Annotated in this window: 16 protein-coding genes; 6 read left to right on the top strand and 10 right to left on the bottom strand. The window is 62.2% G+C overall.

Annotation, left to right across the window (positions count from 1 at the left end):
* The 8 genes from ACMDB8_RS05935 to ACMDB8_RS05900 all read right to left on the bottom strand — a co-directional run bounded on the left by ACMDB8_RS05935 (nt 1) and on the right by ACMDB8_RS05900 (nt 8087).
* On the bottom strand, nt 1-591 hold the full coding sequence (locus ACMDB8_RS05935; protein WP_056720766.1) for a YceI family protein: 591 nt from the start codon (nt 589-591) through the stop codon (nt 1-3).
* 102 nt (nt 592-693) lie between these two features.
* The gene (locus ACMDB8_RS05930; protein WP_056720768.1) at nt 694-1464 is read right to left on the bottom strand and encodes an IclR family transcriptional regulator; all 771 of its coding nucleotides are present in this window, start codon (nt 1462-1464) and stop codon (nt 694-696) included.
* Nucleotides 1465-1533: 69 nt separating this feature from the next.
* Nucleotides 1534-2982, bottom strand: coding sequence for an amidase (locus tag ACMDB8_RS05925; protein WP_269083132.1), 1449 nt, complete (start codon nt 2980-2982; stop codon nt 1534-1536).
* Complete coding sequence (locus ACMDB8_RS05920; RefSeq protein ID WP_409078227.1) at nt 2979-4289, bottom strand: citrate-proton symporter; 1311 nt, start codon at nt 4287-4289, stop codon at nt 2979-2981. The genes ACMDB8_RS05925 and ACMDB8_RS05920 overlap by 4 nt, the downstream gene beginning before the upstream one ends.
* A gap of 82 nt (nt 4290-4371) precedes the next feature.
* Nucleotides 4372-5547: a M20 aminoacylase family protein gene (locus ACMDB8_RS05915; RefSeq protein WP_056720771.1), complete on the bottom strand. Its 1176-nt coding sequence runs from the start codon at nt 5545-5547 to the stop codon at nt 4372-4374.
* Between the two features lie 145 nt (nt 5548-5692).
* Complete coding sequence (locus ACMDB8_RS05910) at nt 5693-6016, bottom strand: hypothetical protein (RefSeq protein ID WP_056720773.1); 324 nt, start codon at nt 6014-6016, stop codon at nt 5693-5695.
* Nucleotides 6013-7107 (bottom strand): serine hydrolase domain-containing protein, encoded by a 1095-nt coding sequence (locus ACMDB8_RS05905; protein WP_056720775.1) that lies wholly within the window; start codon nt 7105-7107, stop codon nt 6013-6015. The genes ACMDB8_RS05910 and ACMDB8_RS05905 overlap by 4 nt, the downstream gene beginning before the upstream one ends.
* 101 nt (nt 7108-7208) lie before the next feature.
* Nucleotides 7209-8087: an acyl-CoA dehydrogenase family protein gene (locus ACMDB8_RS05900; protein ID WP_409078228.1), complete on the bottom strand. Its 879-nt coding sequence runs from the start codon at nt 8085-8087 to the stop codon at nt 7209-7211.
* A 150-nt stretch (nt 8088-8237) separates the two neighbouring features.
* Between ACMDB8_RS05900 and olsB the strand changes: the two genes are divergently transcribed.
* Entirely contained in the window at nt 8238-8993 is a 756-nt protein-coding gene (olsB, locus tag ACMDB8_RS05895; RefSeq protein ID WP_046041475.1) for an L-ornithine N(alpha)-acyltransferase, read from the top strand.
* Nucleotides 8993-9784: a lysophospholipid acyltransferase family protein gene (locus ACMDB8_RS05890; RefSeq protein WP_056720778.1), complete on the top strand. Its 792-nt coding sequence runs from the start codon at nt 8993-8995 to the stop codon at nt 9782-9784. The genes olsB and ACMDB8_RS05890 overlap by 1 nt, the downstream gene beginning before the upstream one ends.
* Nucleotides 9785-9922: 138 nt before the next feature.
* Here the strand turns inward: ACMDB8_RS05890 and ACMDB8_RS05885 are convergent, their stop codons facing one another.
* Nucleotides 9923-10501 carry an ACP phosphodiesterase gene (locus ACMDB8_RS05885; RefSeq protein WP_056720780.1) on the bottom strand — a complete coding sequence of 193 codons (579 nt, stop codon included), beginning with the start codon at nt 10499-10501 and terminating at the stop codon, nt 9923-9925.
* A 170-nt stretch (nt 10502-10671) separates the two neighbouring features.
* Between ACMDB8_RS05885 and ACMDB8_RS05880 the strand changes: the two genes are divergently transcribed.
* Genes ACMDB8_RS05880 through ACMDB8_RS05870 form a run of 3 tightly spaced genes read left to right on the top strand, consistent with a single transcriptional unit; the run spans nt 10672 to nt 13250 of the window.
* Complete coding sequence (locus ACMDB8_RS05880; RefSeq protein WP_007976715.1) at nt 10672-10974, top strand: ArsR/SmtB family transcription factor; 303 nt, start codon at nt 10672-10674, stop codon at nt 10972-10974.
* A 35-nt stretch (nt 10975-11009) separates the two neighbouring features.
* Entirely contained in the window at nt 11010-12179 is a 1170-nt protein-coding gene (locus tag ACMDB8_RS05875; protein ID WP_056720782.1) for an MFS transporter, read from the top strand.
* A 21-nt stretch (nt 12180-12200) separates the two neighbouring features.
* Complete coding sequence (locus tag ACMDB8_RS05870) at nt 12201-13250, top strand: alkene reductase (RefSeq protein ID WP_056720785.1); 1050 nt, start codon at nt 12201-12203, stop codon at nt 13248-13250.
* A 260-nt stretch (nt 13251-13510) separates the two neighbouring features.
* On the opposite strand, the gene emhR is transcribed toward ACMDB8_RS05870, so the two are convergent.
* Nucleotides 13511-14143, bottom strand: a complete 633-nt coding sequence (emhR, locus tag ACMDB8_RS05865; protein ID WP_056720787.1) for an efflux system transcriptional repressor EmhR — start codon at nt 14141-14143, stop codon at nt 13511-13513.
* Between the two features lie 265 nt (nt 14144-14408).
* Here emhR and emhA point away from each other — a divergent pair, with 265 nt between their 5' ends.
* Complete coding sequence (emhA, locus tag ACMDB8_RS05860; RefSeq protein WP_056720789.1) at nt 14409-15566, top strand: efflux RND transporter periplasmic adaptor subunit EmhA; 1158 nt, start codon at nt 14409-14411, stop codon at nt 15564-15566.

The following is a 15566-nucleotide window of genomic DNA, read 5'->3' as shown; positions in this document are numbered from 1 at the left end:
TCAGCGCGCCGTGAATATCAGTACCGCACTCACCGGCACTGAAAGACTGATCGCCGACAGGCCGGCCATTTTGCGCAACGCTTCCAACCCGGGAGCCAAATCGAAATCCTCGGCATTGATCACCAGCGGTTCGAGGGTCACCACCTGAAAGCGCCGGTCATCGAGCCGGGTCGCCAGCAATTGGGCGTTGTACGTGTGTTTCTGACCATGCAGGTCGACGGTCAGCGGCAGGCGCAACTCCAGTTGCGCGCCGGGAGCGAGGTCGTTGATCGGGCGCAGATCGATTTTCGTGGTGATCAAGGCGTCGGAAAACCGGTCGATCTGGAACAGTTCCTTGCGCATGCGCTCATCGCGCAGCGGGATGCCGCTGTTGATCGACTCCAGCTCGACTTCCACCTGCGCCAGCCCCTCGGGATCGACTTTGCCGTGCAGGACCAGGAAGCGCTGCACTTCAGAGACATTGGCATTCTTGGTGCTGACAAACGACAGGCGCGAAGACTCGCCGTCGAGGTACCAGTCGGCGCGGGCCGACAATGCGGCACCCGTCAGTAGCAGAAAAACGAGGGATCGGAGGGCGGAGCGCTTGAACATAGAGACTCGTCAGGCAGAGAAACCTGTGCTGAACCTTAACCGGCCTGACACAGGTTGCAAGAAATGTGTTGCCTTGAGTCTCTAAACCATCACAAGTTCCACTCAGGCCATCGCCTGTTGCACATTACCAATGGTCGCGGCCAGGCTGTTGAGGTGCAGGTTGAGTACCCGCTCCACCGGCGCCTGATCCATCGGCCAGTGCAGCGCCATGCTGCCGACCAGGCGGCCATCGGTGCGGATCGGCAGGGCCACCGCGCGAATCAGGAACGGCAGGCGCACCGGATACTCCCAATAACCCTCGGTGCGCTGCCCGAAGCCTTGATGCAATGCCTGCTCAGTGGTGTTGAACAAGGCTTCGTCCGTCACTCGCTCACGGCTGGCCAGACGCTCCACTTCATGGCTGTCCAGTTCGCCCAGGCACGCCCGGCCCATGGCCGAATGGAACAGGCTGGCGTGCTGGCCGACGATCTGACAGTTGTTCGGGTATCGCTTGCGCAGCACCGTGGGAATCGCGCTTTCCATGACCTCGATCCGCTCGCCATCAAAACACGACAAGTCCGCCACCAGCCCGGTGCGCTCGCTCAACTCCAGCAACAGCGGCGCGGCGTTCTCCACCAGGCGCCGCTTGAAGCGCTGCTGGCTGTCACCAAACAGGCGCTTGGCGCACAACCGGTAGCGCCGATCGCTCAGGCCGCGATAGATCCAGCCCCGCTCCTGCAACGTCAGCAACATGCGCGACACCGTGGCCTTGGGCAGGTTCGTCAAGTAGTGCAACTCCTCCAGCCCCAACGCCTGATGCTCACCCAGCAACTCGACAATCGCCAGGGCGCGCTCGACGGAACGCACGCTGCCGGATTCTGCCTTGCTCTCCATAGGTTCGATCTCCCTAAGCGCACATGGATGTTCACTTTGCGCAGCAAGATGCGGGCCTGTCGGCCAGTCTCAGGCATTTTGCAGACAGCCGGGCGGCCTGCGCTTGACCCATTGAGTCAACTGCTCATGGGCAAACGCCAGTTGCAACACCGCGCGGTCAGCCTGGGCCCGACCTATGATTTGCAGGCCCATCGGCAGTCCGGCCTGGTTGAATCCCACCGGCACATTCATGCTCGGCAACCCGGCCAGGGTCGGCCCGATGACAACCTCCATCCAGCGGTGGTAGGTGTCCATGGCCTGCCCGCCAACGACGCGCGGCCAAGGGGTTTGTGCATCAAAAGGAAACACCTGGGCGGTAGGCAGCAGCAGGAAGTCGTAACGTTCGAACAATTCGTTCAGCGCTCGATACCACTCGCTGCGACTGACCGAGGCCTGATAGACATCCGCCGCCGTCAGACGCAGCCCGCCCTCGACTTCCCATCGGGCTTCGGGTTTGAGTCGTTCGCGTTTTTGCGCATCGGCATACAACCCGCCGAGGCTGCCTTGCACCAGCCAGTGGCGATGCACCAGCCAGGTTTGCCACAGGCGTTCCAGGGAGAAGTCCGGCTGGCAGGCCTCGACTTTGCAACCCAGGGCGGCGAAGTCCTGCAACGCCGATTCACACAGGCTCATGACGCCGGGCTCCATCGGCAGGTAGCCGTTGTAGTCCCCCAGCCAGCCGAGTCGCACATCGCTGAAATCCTGCTGCAACGACTGATGAAATATCCCCGGGTCTTCAGTCAGCGACAACGGCACGCGCGGGTCATACCCGGCCTGGGTGCCGAGCAAACGGGCAACATCGGTGACCGTGCGGCCCATCGGGCCTTCAGTGGCCAGTTGCTGGACGAACATTTCCGGCCCGGGCCCGAACGGCACGCGCCCCTGGGACGGACGCAATCCATAGACGTTGTTGAACGCCGCCGGATTGCGCAGCGAGCCCATCATGTCGCTGCCGTCGGCCACCGGCAGCATGCGCAACGCCAGCGCCACCGCCGCCCCGCCACTGCTGCCGCCGGCAACCAGGGTCGGGTCGTAGGCGTTGGTGGTGGTGCCAAACACGCTGTTGTAGGTTTGCGAGCCGAGGCCGAACTCCGGGACGTTGCTCTTGCCGATGATGATCGCCCCGCAGTCGCGCACCCGCGCCACGCTGATGGCGTCGTGTTGCGGAACCTGCTCGGCGAACAGCGGCGAGCCCATTGTGGTGCGCAAACCGGCGGTGGCCGCCAGGTCCTTGACCGCTTGCGGCATGCCGTGCATCCAGCCTCGGGACTGACCCCGGTTGAGTTCGCTATCACGCTCGTCGGCCTCTGCCAGCAACGCCTGGGCCGGACGCAGGGACACCAGCGCATTGACCTGTGGATTGAAGCGTTCGATCTGCGCCAGATACGCCTGCATCACCTCGCGACAGGACACCTGCCGCCCATGAATGGCCCGGGACAGCGCATCGGCCTCCATTTCAACAATCGGATTGCTGCTCAAGGTTTCACCCCAAGATTGAGTTCAACGGATCTTTTTGCCCGTGGTGCTTCCTGCATGCAGTAGGTGCCGAGCAACGTCAGCAAGCAGGCGAACAACACGTAGAACGATGGCGCCACCGGAGTCGCCAAAACCTTGCTCAGCCAGGTGACGATCAGCGGCGCGAACCCGCCGAAGACCATGACCGCGACGTTGTAAGCCACCGACACCCCGGTGGAGCGCACTTCGATCGGGAACTGCTCGGCCAGTGCCGTCGGAGCCGGGCCGAAAAAACCACCGATCGCACTGCACAGCAACAGTTGCATCACCAGCAAACGCTCCACCGATGGCGCCGCCGCCACCCACACGTACAAGGGATAAACCATCAGGAAAAACGCCAGGGTGAAGGCCATCAACACCGAGCGGCGGCCGAGGCGGTCCGACAGTGCGCCAGACAAGGGAATGATCACGGTCATCAGCGCCACCGCGAGCATTTGCACCAGCAGCACCTGATCCAGCGGCAGGCCGAGATTCTTATGGGCGAAAGTCGGCATGTTCACCAACACCACGTAGAACGACACGGTCGCGCCACAGGCCAGGCCCATGGACACCAGAATGCTGCGTCGGTGTTCGCGGATCACTTGCATCAGGCTTGGGCTCGCGCCTTTGGCCTGTTTGCGTGCTTCGAGAAATTCTTCCGGTTCTTCCATGTGCTTGCGAATCCACAAGCCCACCGGGCCGATCAGCAAGCCCAGCACAAACGGAATCCGCCAGCCCCAGCTCTCCAGTGCCTCAGGGGACAGCAGGTGGGTGAACAAGGCGACCATCGCCGCCCCGGAGAACACCGCCAGGCATTGCCCGACCAATTGCCACGAACCATACAAACCCTTGCGGTGTGCCGGGGCGCTCTCCACCAGGAACGCCGTGGCGCTGGCGTACTCGCCACCTGTGGCGAAGCCTTGCAGCATCCGCGCAACCACGATCAACAGCGGCGCGCCCATCCCGATAGCGGCGTAGTTCGGCGCAAACGCAATCAGTGCGATGGATACGGTCATCAGGCGAATGATCATCTGCATCGCCGCCTTGCGTCCTTTGCGGTCCGAATACATCCCCAGCAGGATGCCGCCCACCGGACGCATGAAGAAGCCGACGCCGAAAGTTGCCAGGGCCATCAGCAAGGATGCGTATTCGTCGTCAGAGGGGAAAAATTGCCGGGCGATGATGCTGGCCAGAAAGCCGTAAACGATGAAGTCATACCATTCCAGCGCGTTGCCGATAACCGCGGCGACCACCTGCCGGGTGCGCGAAACGCCTGTGCTCGAAGTGTGCATGGGGAGCTCTCCAGAAACCTGTTGGGAAACGGCGGGCACGGCAGCGCGCACCCGGTCCAGCGGCAGTAGAAAGTGCCAGGAGTCAGGCAGGCTTGAGCCAGCTCTCGGTCAGCGCGCCCCAATACGCGGCACCGGTCAGCAGGATGTCGTCGTTGAAGTCATAGGCGGGGTTGTGGACCATCGGCCGCGACACGCCATTGCCGATGAACAGATAGGCGCCGGGGCAGCGTTGCAGCATCCAGGCGAAGTCTTCGCTGCCCATGAGTTTGGGGGTGTTGCCGTCCACCGCATCAGCGCCAACCAACTCGACACCGACCTGCCGGGCGAACTCGGTTTCGGCCGCGTGGTTGACCAGCACCGGGTAGGCCGGGCGATGTTCGATGCGCGAACTGCATCCGAAACTCCGGGCCTGGGATTCGATGATTGCGCGCACGCGTTCGAGGGTCTGCTCGCGCACCTGGGCATTCAGTGCCCGCAGGCTCAGGCGCAGGATCGCCTGCTGTGGAATGACGTTGGCCGCCTCCCCGGCCTGCAACGCGCCCACCGTGACCACCGCCGCCTGCTGCGCATCGATGTTGCGCGCGACCACGGTCTGCAGGGCCATGACCACACTGGCCGCCGCCACCAGCGGGTCGACTGCCAGATGCGGCATCGAACCGTGGCCGCCGACACCTTCGATGGTGACGTTAAGCAAATCCTGCGAGGCCATCATCGGCCCCTCACGAAAACCCAGATGGCCGGCGGGTAGCCCCGGCATGTTGTGCATGCCGAACAACGCATCGCAGGGGAAACGTTCGAGCAGGCCATCGGCGAGCATCGCTTCGGCACCGCCCTGGCCTTCTTCGGCAGGCTGGAAAATCAACGTCAGGGTGCCATCGAACTGGCGGGTCGCCGCCAGGTAGCGCGCCGCGCCCAGCAGCATCGTGGTGTGGCCGTCATGCCCACAAGCGTGCATGCAGCCCTGATGCTGGCTGCTGTAGGTTGCACCAGTGTTCTCGTTGATCGGCAGCGCGTCCATGTCCGCCCGCAAGCCGAGTCTGCGCGGGCTGCTGCCGTTACGCAGCACGCCAACCACACCGGTCTTGCCGATGCCGGTGTGCACCTCGTAGCCCCAATCCGCCAGGGATTTGGCCACCAGCGCCGAAGTGCGGTTTTCCTCGAAGCCGAGTTCCGGGTGGGCGTGGATGTCCTGGCGGGTGGCGTGCAGGTCGCTGGCCACGTCGTTGAGCCAGGCAAGGATGTGCTGATATCGGGTCATGACGATTGTCCTCGGGCCGGGTGTAGTCCCGTTCTTGTTGTTCGCTGTGATTTCGCGACAGCAGGTCGCGCTCACCGCCAGATAACCGCGAGTCGCGCGCCAGGACAATCGAATGTGGTTCCACAGAGTGGAACCTGAAGGGAAATCAGGGCCGCAAGCGGCAGCCCTGGCGCTCGCCGATCCACGCCGCACTGTTGCTGCGGCCCATGCCGCTGACCGTGACGCGCTTGCCGAACGGGTCATCGGTAAAGCCGCTGGCGGGCAGCCACTGTTTCACATAGCCGCGGCAGTACTCGGCGTCGTTGTTCATCACGTAGCGGCACGAACAGTATTCCTTGGCGGTGTAGGCGCTGATGATGTCGGGGAACGCCCACAACGCCACCCGCTCATGCCAGATCCAGCCGAGCAAGGCGATCAGCAGGATCAGCAACAGGGAACTGACCGGTCGACGACGAATGAAACCGCTCATGGCCGCACCTTCCCGGCAAAGGCCTTGAGCGCGAGCTGCAGCAATTGGTTGTGCCGGTAACGACCGTCGCGGTCATCGCCGTAGCGGACGATCACCAGTTGTTCACTGGGGATCACATACATTGCCTGGCCCCAATGACCCAACGCGGCGAAGGTGTCGGCGGGGGCATCGGGCCAGGGTCGTGCCACGCCCTCAACAGCTCGATTGAGCCACCACTGGCCGCCGGGGACGGCATCGTCTTGACCGGCGTGATAGTGAGTGAACGGCTCGCGGTTGAACGCCACCCAGTCCTTGGGCAGCAATTGCTTGTCTGCCCAGCGCCCCTCGCGGGCCATCAACAGACCGACCCGGGCCAGGTCCCTTGCAGTGAGGTAGGCATAGGAAGAAGCGACGAAAGTGCCCGTGTCATCGGTTTCCCAAATGGCATGGCGAATGCCCAGCGGCTCGAACAGCGCAGTCCACGGATAGTCGGGATAGCGGCTGGGGCCGACGATGGTTTTCAATGCGGCGGACAACAGGTTGCTGTCACCGCTGGAGTAGCGAAATGCCTGGCCGGGCGCTGCGTACTCCGCATGGGCCGCGGTGAACGCCGCCATGTCGTGGTGACCACGGGTGTAGAGCATGGCCACCACCGAAGACTTTAGCGGCGCGTATTCGTAGTCTTCCTGCCAGTCCAGGCCCGAGGCCCAGTGCAGCAGGTCGGCCATGGTCATGTCGGGGTATTTTTGCAGGGGCGGATAAAACTTCACCACAGGGTCGCTGAGTTTGAACAAGCCTTCGCCGTAGGCCACACCGAGGACCGTCGCCATCAGGCTCTTGCTGATCGACCAGGTCAGGTGCGGCGTCTCGGCCGTCGTCGGGCCGGCGTAGCGTTCGTAGATCAACTGGCCGTCGCGGATCACCAGCAAGGCATCGGTGCGAATGCCCTGGCGAGTAGTGTCGTCGCGGGGTGGGAAGGCATAGGCTTCCAGGGCTTGAAGCGCCGGGCCAGCGGGCGTCGGGGCGGTCGGCCATTGCTCGGCGGGCCAGTTTTCAGCCTGGGCCGTGAGGCTGAGCAACAGCAGGAAAATCAGGGACAAGCCTTTGGGCATGGCGGGGGCTCACAGGGAATAACCGGATCAGCCTAGCCCAGTTAAATGACACTCACGCGACCCTTGTAGGAGCTGCCGAAGGCTGCTCCTACCCGGAATCGTCAGAGGTCTGCCATTGCCTTGGCCAACCGCTTGCCCCGAGCCCCTGCCGCCAAATCCATCACCGCCTGATCCCGCTGCCACATCGTCGCCCACTCTGGAGGCCCTCCAGCCAGCGCTTCATTCACCTCAGCCTTGAGCCCATCGAACAGAGCAAACAACCCGCCAAGCATCACATGCCCGGCCGGATGGGTCGGTGGCTGGCGGCTGGCTTCCGCACACCCCGCCAGCAACCCCAGCAATCGCAGTTGCAAGCCTTGCGGCCAATCGCATTCCTGACCGACGCCATACAACCACGCCGTCATGGCGCTCAGTACATAGATGTCTTCCAGCGTGCGGAACGGTTTGACGTACGCGTCCCAACCATCCCCCGCGAGCAACTCGCACAGCGCGTTATCCAGAAACAGGTGGCCATGGCTGATGTCCGGCATCAACGGGATCGGCGCCAGCTTTTCCACCCGCACACCCGGCTCGTCGCGATAGATCACCGCCAGGCTCAAGCGTGGATCTGCGCCGGGCTCCTCACTGCGCGCAGCCACCAGCAGCCAGTCGGCTGCATTACCGGCGGTGACGAAATCCTTGCGTCCGCTCAGGCGCAAACCGCTCAACCGGGTTTGCATGTCGGCCGGGCGCAGGCTGCGCTGTTCGGTGGCGCACAGCGCACCCAGGCTCAGTGGCGCGCTTGGCCAGAGCATGCGCAAGGCCGCCTGATACCCCACCAGAAACGCCAGCCCCGGCGTCGCCATCAGCCGCCCGCCAAGCACCGCCAGTTCAAACGGCGCGACCGTGCCCAACTGCTGCAACAAAGTCGCGAAGCCTTCGGCCAGATCCGGGTTGGCGGGCAAGCGATCACGGCGGTTCAACAGGGTTTGCCAGGGCATAAGGGGCTCCTCGAGGGCTGTCATATAAGCATCACCAAAGCTTAATGGCGATGACACCGGGGCTACATAGCCTGACTTTGCACAACACGGCTAGACAAGTCGATTCGCTGTAGCCCAAAGACAGGTGAGCAGCCCGCACGGAGATTCGCCATGACTCAGATCGCCCGCATCAGCGACACCGGCAACGAACGCCGCCTGCAAGCCGAACGCCTGGTGGGCGCCGAGGCATTGCAGGAGGCCCAGGCCTTGCGCTTCAACGTGTTCAGCGGTGAGTTCAACGCCAAGCTCAAAGGCGCGGAACTGGGTCTGGACATGGATGACTACGACGTTCACTGCGCCCACATCGGTGTGCGTGACCTGAATACCGGCCGTCTGGTGGCGACCACCCGTTTGCTCGACCACACGGCTGCCAGCAGCCTGGGCAAATTCTACAGCGAAGAAGAATTCAGCCTCCACGGCCTGGTGCACCTGCAAGGCCCGATCCTGGAAATCGGTCGCACCTGCGTCGACCCGGCCTACCGCAACGGCGGCACCATCGCCGTGCTCTGGGGCGAACTGGCCGAAGTCCTGAACCAGGGCGGCTACAGCTACCTGATGGGTTGCGCGAGCATTCCGATGCAGGACGGCGGTGTACAGGCCCACGCGATCATGCAGCGTCTGCGCGAACGCTACCTGTGCACCGAACACCTGCGCGCCGAACCGAAAAACCCGCTGCCGAGCCTGGCCATCCCTTCGAACGTGATCGCCGAAATGCCACCGCTGCTCAAGGCCTACATGCGCCTGGGCGCCAAGATCTGCGGCGAGCCATGCTGGGACGAAGATTTCCAGGTCGCCGACGTGTTCATCCTGCTCAAACGCGACGAGCTGTGCCCGCGTTACGCCAAACACTTCAAGGCGGCTGTGTAATGAGCCGGCTGCGGGTGTACGCGCGAATCGCGCGAGTGCTGCTGGTGGTGACGCTGGGCCTTTGTATGGCCAGTGTGTTCGGGCTGTTCGAGCGCCTGGGCCTGGCCCACTCGATGGCGCGTCGTCAGCGCTGGTCGCGTTTTTTCATGGCCCGCCTGAGCAACGCCCTGCCCTTCGACGTGACCGTCCACGGCGAGCTGCCGAAGACGCCGATGCTGTGGGTCAGCAACCACGTGTCCTGGACCGACATCCCGTTGTTGGGGATGCTCACGCCGCTGTCGTTCCTGTCCAAGGCCGAAGTGCGCACCTGGCCGGTGGCAGGCTGGTTGGCGGCCAAGGCCGGCAGCCTGTTTATCCGCCGTGGCTCGGGTGACAGCCAGTTGATCCGCAAGCAGATGACCCGTCACCTGGAACAGGCACACCCCCTGCTGATGTTTCCGGAAGGCACCACCACCGACGGCCGTTCGCTGCGTACTTTCCACGGCCGCTTGCTGTCCGCCGCCATCGATTCCGAAGTGGCGATGCAGCCGGTGGCGATTCGTTATGTGCGTGACGGCCAGCCTTGCGCGCTGGCGCCGTTCATTGGCGACGATGACTTGCTTTCGCATCTGATGCGCTTGTTTGCCAATGACCGTGGCGGCGTGGAGATTCATCTGCTCAAGCCAATCGCTTGCGAAGGTCGGGAACGCGCGGCCCTGGCGTTCGAGGCACAGCAGGCGGTGCAGAAGGCGTTGTTTGGAGCTGTCGCAGAACCTCAGCGCGCACCGATGCGCCCTGCCATTGCGGCTTGATTCAATCTCCGATTCACCGAAGTACCCTGTGGGAGCGGGCTTGCTCGCGAAAGCGGTGTATCAGCCGATATCAATGTCGCCTGATACTACGCCTTCGCGAGCAAGTCGGATCGCCGCACCGCCGCTCCCACATTGGTTTTATGGTGTTGGATAGTTCCGGGCAAAATCCTGTAGCTGCGGATAGAACAACCGAAAGTCCTCGCTCAACGGTTCATACAACCGCCGCAACTCCTGCATCGCCGCCGCCAGTTCTTCCGGCCGGGTCAGGCGCCGCGAGATCCCGCGCAACACCTGCTCCAGCACTTCGAATTCCTGATACGAACCCAGCCAGTCATTGGCCACCATGTGCGGCGCAATCTTCGCCAGCCGCTCCGGCAGTTGTCGTTCGCTGGACAGCACCCGGTACACGTCTGAAGTGAACAGCTCCAGCGGCCGGTCGGCGTACAGAGTCCAGTCACGAGCCAGGCAATGGTCGAAAAACACGTCGAGCACGATCCCCGCGTAGCGACGACGGGTCAGGGAAAAACGCGACAACGCGACGTCCACCAGCGGATGGCGATCGGTGAACACGTCGATGCTGCGGTGCAACTGGATAGCCCCCTCGATTTCCGGAGCGAACTGCCCTTGCAGCCGTCCCTTGACGAAATCGCCATACAGACTGCCGAGCAATTGGCCAGGACGCTGGCCACCGAGGTGAAGATGTGCGAGATAGTTCATGGGCGCAGCTTAGCACTGCCCCCTTGTCTTGTTACACTCACCATATCGTTATAACTCGATATACCGAAATGCGAGCTGGTCAGAGCCAAATCATATTTGTATATCGCGAAATACCGATTTAAAGTTCGCCTCATCGCGATATAGCGTTTTAAACATCACGAGCCCACATCATGACCATCAATCTCGACGAAATAATAAAAGCCCTGGCACACCCAGTACGGCGAGAAATCCTGCACTGGCTCAAGGACCCGACCGTCGAATTTCCCGACCAGTCCCATAGTAACGAGCACGGCGTTTGCGCCGGGCAGATCGATCAACGTTGCGGCCTGTCGCAGTCCACGGTGTCCGCACACCTGGCGACCCTGCAACGCGCCGGCCTGATCAGCAGCCGTAAAGTCGGCCAGTGGCATTTTTTCAAACGTAACGAGGAAACCATTCAGGAGTTCCTCCGCATATTCAACAAAGAGCTCTGACCCTTAACGTCAGCCAGCCGACAAGGAATTAACCAATGCCCCTCTCGCTACTCATCCTGGCCTTGAGCGCCTTCGCCATCGGCACCACCGAGTTCGTCATCATGGGCCTGCTGCCCAACGTGGCGGCTGACCTCGGTGTGTCGATTCCCGGTGCCGGCTGGCTGGTGACCGGTTACGCCCTGGGCGTGGCCATCGGTGCGCCGTTCATGGCGCTGGCCACCGCCAAACTGCCGCGCAAGGCAGCCCTGGTGGCGTTGATGGGCATCTTCATTGTCGGCAACCTGCTTTGCGCAGTCGCCGGCGACTACAACGTCCTGATGTTCGCACGTGTGGTCACCGCCCTGTGCCACGGCGCCTTCTTCGGTATCGGTTCGGTGGTAGCCGCCGGACTGGTGCCTGCGAACAAACGCGCTTCGGCCGTGGCCCTGATGTTCACCGGCCTGACCCTGGCCAACGTCCTCGGCGTACCGCTGGGCACCGCCCTCGGTCAGGAAGCCGGCTGGCGTTCGACCTTCTGGGCCGTGACCGTAATCGGTGTGATCGCACTGATCGGCTTGATCCGCTTCCTGCCGGCCAAGCGTGATGAAGAAAAACTCGACATGCGCGCCGAACTGGCCGCACTCAAGGGCGGCGGTATCTGGCTGTCCCTGAGCATGACCGCGCTGTTTGCCGCGTCGGTGTTCACCCTGTTCACCTACGTCGCCCCGCTGCTGGGTGAAGTGACCGGCGTCTCGCCCCGTGGCGTGACCTGGACCCTGATGCTCATCGGTCTGGGCCTGACGGTCGGCAACATCATCGGCGGCAAGCTGGCCGACAAAGGCATGGCCGCGACGCTGATCGGCGTGTTCATCACCATGGCCGTGGTGTCCACCGTGCTGACCTGGACCAGTGTCGCGCTGATCCCGACCGAAATCACCCTGTTCCTCTGGGCCACCGCGTGCTTCGCCGCCGTACCGGCGCTGCAAGTGAACGTGGTGACCTTCGGCAAGGCCGCACCGAACCTGGTGTCGACCCTGAATATTGGCGCTTTCAACATCGGCAACGCCGTGGGTGCCTGGGTCGGCGGCAGCGTGATCGCCCACGGCTTCGGCCTGACCAGCGTGCCCCTCGCGGCAGCCGTACTGGCGGTACTCGCCCTGCTGGTGACCCTGATTACTTTCCGTCAGAGCGGCAATCCCGATCTGGCCCCAGCTACTTCTAACTGATCTCCAAAAGAGAGCCATTAAATGACGACTATTTTCGATCCGATCAAACTGGGCGACCTCGAGTTGGCCAACCGCATCATCATGGCGCCACTGACCCGCTGCCGCGCCGACGAAGGTCGCGTGCCCAACGCGCTGATGGCCGAGTACTACGTGCAACGCGCCTCCGCCGGCCTGATCCTCAGCGAAGCCACTTCGGTCACGCCAATGGGCGTCGGCTACCCGGACACCCCGGGCATCTGGTCCAACGATCAGGTGCGTGGCTGGTCCAACGTGACCAAGGCGATCCATGGCGCGGGCGGCAAGATCTTCCTGCAACTGTGGCATGTGGGTCGCATTTCCCACGGTTTGTACCTGAACGATGAAGCCCCGGTCGCCCCGAGCGCCATCCAGCCCAAGGGCCACGTCAGCCTGGTGCGTCCGTTGGCCGACTTCCCGGTGCCGCGCGCCCTGGAAACCGCTGAAATCGCCGACATCGTCGACGCTTACCGCGTCGGTGCCGAGAACGCCAAGGCCGCCGGCTTCGACGGTGTGGAAATCCATGCCGCCAACGGTTACCTGCTCGACCAGTTCCTGCAAAGCAGCACCAACCAGCGCACCGACAACTACGGCGGCTCCCTGGAAAACCGTGCCCGCCTGCTGCTGGAAGTGACTGACGCGGCGATCGAAACCTGGGGGGCCGGCCGTGTGGGCGTGCACCTGTCGCCACGCGCCGACCTGCATGACATGGGTGACGACAACCTGGCCGAAACCTTCACCTACGTCGCTCGCGAACTGGGCAAGCGTGGCATTGCCTTCATCTGCTCGCGGGAGAAAGAAGGTGCCGACAGCCTCGGTCCACAACTCAAGGAAGCCTTCGGCGGCCCTTACATTGCCAACGAGCGTTTCACCAAGGACAGCGCCAACGCGTTGCTCGCCAGCGGCAAGGCCGATGCAGTCGCATTCGGCGTACCTTTCATTGCCAACCCTGACCTGCCGGCACGTTTGAAGGCTGATGCACCGCTGAACGAAGCGCGCCCGGAACTGTTCTACGCCCCGGGTCCGGTTGGTTACATCGACTACCCGACGCTGTAATCGACAACTGTTGAAAACCAAAAGCCCCGACTCGAAAGAGCCGGGGCTTTTTAATATGTGACGGTTTGACACTATCCCCACGATCATCGGCAGGTACTCACAGCACTCGACACAAATTCCCTACAAATTACTGAGCTTGCTACCTGTCAACCTGCCGAGTGTAAGTATATAAAAGCACCCCATTGTGGAAGGGCGCGTGAAGAACTGTTCATCTTCGGCTTCAACGGTTGACACACAAGGCGCCGATTACGCATTTTGCTTTATTTGCGCAGGCTGGGGCTAAAGCGCAACAGATCCAGACCGGTATCGACCCAACGCTCGGCTTCGGCGTGCAATTCAAAACTGTCGGGGGCCAGCAGCCACTGGTACAGGATGCCATCAATATAAGCATGCAAGCTGATCGCGGCGCGGGCAGTGTCGAGGTTTTCCGGCAACTGGCCACGGTTCACGGCATTGCTCAGGGCCAGGCCGATCCGCTCATTACATTCGAGGCTGGCTGACACCCGTTGTTGGCGCAGATCGCACATTTCATTGGTGAATTCGCACTTATGAAAAAGAATCTCGTTAATGCGTCGGGTTTTCGGGTCCAGCGCAATTTGATGAAACAAATGAATCAACAGCTTGCGCATGCAGCCCAGGGGATCGAGTTCGTCTTCGCTCTCGCTGGCCTTGGCCATTTCTTCCAGCGGCTCATGCAGGGTGTCGAGCATGGCCTGCACCAGATCCGCCTTGTTGCTGAAATGCCAGTAGATGGCCCCTCGAGTGACGCCGGCCAGGGTCGCGATGTCCGCCAGGGTGGTACGCGCCACGCCTCGCTCGTAAAAGGCCTTTTCGGCCGCCACGAGAATTTGCGCGCGGGTTTCCTGAGCTTCCTCTTTGGTACGACGGACCATGGCAGTACAACCTCAATCAGGGTGCTTCAGCGATGCCTGAACATCGGCTGAATAAAAGTGGGGCGAACGTTCTGGGGGGGCGTCCCCGGCCTACAATTTCAACCTTTCAACGGCTTGTGTAACGGCGCGGGTACATAGCCTGGGTATTTACAAACAGCCATGTACGTAAGTATATTCCTTAGCAAGCTACTTATCCACTCGGCAAACATTTTTCAACCTTCCACCTTTCTAGTGCGCACCTTGCGCGCCTGACCCGAGGATTTTCATGCAATTCAAGCCAGCTGTTACCGCTCTGGTCGCCGCCGTCGCCCTGGCATCGCTGCTCAGCGGATGCAAAAAGGAAGAGGCAGCACCGGCCGCCCCACCGCCTCAGGTCGGCGTCGTGACTCTGCAACCGCAAGCTTTCACCCTGACATCCGATCTGCCAGGCCGTACCAGTGCGTTCCGCATTGCCGAAGTCCGCCCGCAGGTCAACGGCATCATTCTCAAGCGCCTGTTCAAGGAAGGCAGTGACGTCAAGGCCGGCCAGCAGCTCTATCAGATCGACCCGTCGATTTATGAAGCAACGCTCGCCAGCGCCGAAGCCAATCTGCGTTCGACCAAGTCGATTTCCGACCGCTACAAGCAACTGGTCGACGAACAAGCCGTAAGCCGTCAGGAATACGACACTGCCGTGGCCAATCGCCTGCAATCGGAAGCCGCGCTGCAGACCGCACAGATCAACGTGCGCTACACCAAGGTCTATGCCCCGCTGACCGGCCGCATCGGCCGCTCCTCGGTGACCGAAGGCGCGCTGGTCAGCAATGCCCAGGTCGACGCGATGGCGGTGATCCAGCAAATCGACCCGATCTACGTCGACGTGACGCAGTCCTCGGTCGAGTTGCTGCAACTGCGCCGTGAGCTGGAAAGCGGTCGCCTGCAAAAGGCCGGCGATAACGCAGCCTCGGTCAAGCTGACCCTCGAAGACGGCAGCGAGTACAAGCTGGACGGCAAGCTGGAGTTCTCCGAAATCTCGGTTGACCAGACCACCGGTTCTGTCACCCTGCGCGCCATCTTCCCGAACCCTGAGCACACCCTTCTGCCTGGCATGTTCGTGCACGCCAAGTTGCTGGCCGGTGTGAACAGCGCGGCGATCCTGGCCCCGCAACAAGGCGTGACCCGCGATCTCAAGGGGACGCCAACCGCACTGGTTGTCGGCCCGGACAACAAGGTCGAACTGCGTCAACTCAAGGCCAACCGCACCGTCGGCAACCAATGGCTGATCGAAGACGGCCTGAAGGCCGGCGATCGCCTGATCACCGAAGGTCTGCAATTCGTCAAACCCGGCATCGAAGTCAAGGCCAGTGAAGCGACCAACGTAGCCGCAAAGAACCCGGCCCCCGCCCAGGCAGCTGATAAAGCGTCTGGCGGCAAAGGGGAGTAA

This window comes from Pseudomonas monachiensis (assembly GCF_047345015.1).
Classification (GTDB): domain Bacteria; phylum Pseudomonadota; class Gammaproteobacteria; order Pseudomonadales; family Pseudomonadaceae; genus Aquipseudomonas; species Aquipseudomonas monachiensis.
The sequence above is the reverse complement of the archived record's forward strand: the minus strand, read 5'-3'. Positions and strand labels throughout refer to the sequence as shown.

What these genes read in the sequence shown, in the direction of transcription:
- ACMDB8_RS05935 (WP_056720766.1), bottom strand. Translation starts at nt 591, where the DNA reads ATGTTCAAGCGCTCCGCCCTCCGATCCCTCGTTTTTCTGCTACTGACG.
- ACMDB8_RS05930 (WP_056720768.1), bottom strand. Translation starts at nt 1,464, where the DNA reads ATGGAGAGCAAGGCAGAATCCGGCAGCGTGCGTTCCGTCGAGCGCGCC.
- ACMDB8_RS05920 (WP_409078227.1), bottom strand. Translation starts at nt 4,289, where the DNA reads ATGCACACTTCGAGCACAGGCGTTTCGCGCACCCGGCAGGTGGTCGCC.
- ACMDB8_RS05915 (WP_056720771.1), bottom strand. Translation starts at nt 5,547, where the DNA reads ATGACCCGATATCAGCACATCCTTGCCTGGCTCAACGACGTGGCCAGC.
- ACMDB8_RS05910 (WP_056720773.1), bottom strand. Translation starts at nt 6,016, where the DNA reads ATGAGCGGTTTCATTCGTCGTCGACCGGTCAGTTCCCTGTTGCTGATC.
- ACMDB8_RS05905 (WP_056720775.1), bottom strand. Translation starts at nt 7,107, where the DNA reads ATGCCCAAAGGCTTGTCCCTGATTTTCCTGCTGTTGCTCAGCCTCACG.
- ACMDB8_RS05900 (WP_409078228.1), bottom strand. Translation starts at nt 8,087, where the DNA reads ATGCCCTGGCAAACCCTGTTGAACCGCCGTGATCGCTTGCCCGCCAAC.
- olsB (WP_046041475.1), top strand. Translation starts at nt 8,238, where the DNA reads ATGACTCAGATCGCCCGCATCAGCGACACCGGCAACGAACGCCGCCTG.
- ACMDB8_RS05890 (WP_056720778.1), top strand. Translation starts at nt 8,993, where the DNA reads ATGAGCCGGCTGCGGGTGTACGCGCGAATCGCGCGAGTGCTGCTGGTG.
- ACMDB8_RS05885 (WP_056720780.1), bottom strand. Translation starts at nt 10,501, where the DNA reads ATGAACTATCTCGCACATCTTCACCTCGGTGGCCAGCGTCCTGGCCAA.
- ACMDB8_RS05880 (WP_007976715.1), top strand. Translation starts at nt 10,672, where the DNA reads ATGACCATCAATCTCGACGAAATAATAAAAGCCCTGGCACACCCAGTA.
- ACMDB8_RS05875 (WP_056720782.1), top strand. Translation starts at nt 11,010, where the DNA reads ATGCCCCTCTCGCTACTCATCCTGGCCTTGAGCGCCTTCGCCATCGGC.
- ACMDB8_RS05870 (WP_056720785.1), top strand. Translation starts at nt 12,201, where the DNA reads ATGACGACTATTTTCGATCCGATCAAACTGGGCGACCTCGAGTTGGCC.
- emhR (WP_056720787.1), bottom strand. Translation starts at nt 14,143, where the DNA reads ATGGTCCGTCGTACCAAAGAGGAAGCTCAGGAAACCCGCGCGCAAATT.
- emhA (WP_056720789.1), top strand. Translation starts at nt 14,409, where the DNA reads ATGCAATTCAAGCCAGCTGTTACCGCTCTGGTCGCCGCCGTCGCCCTG.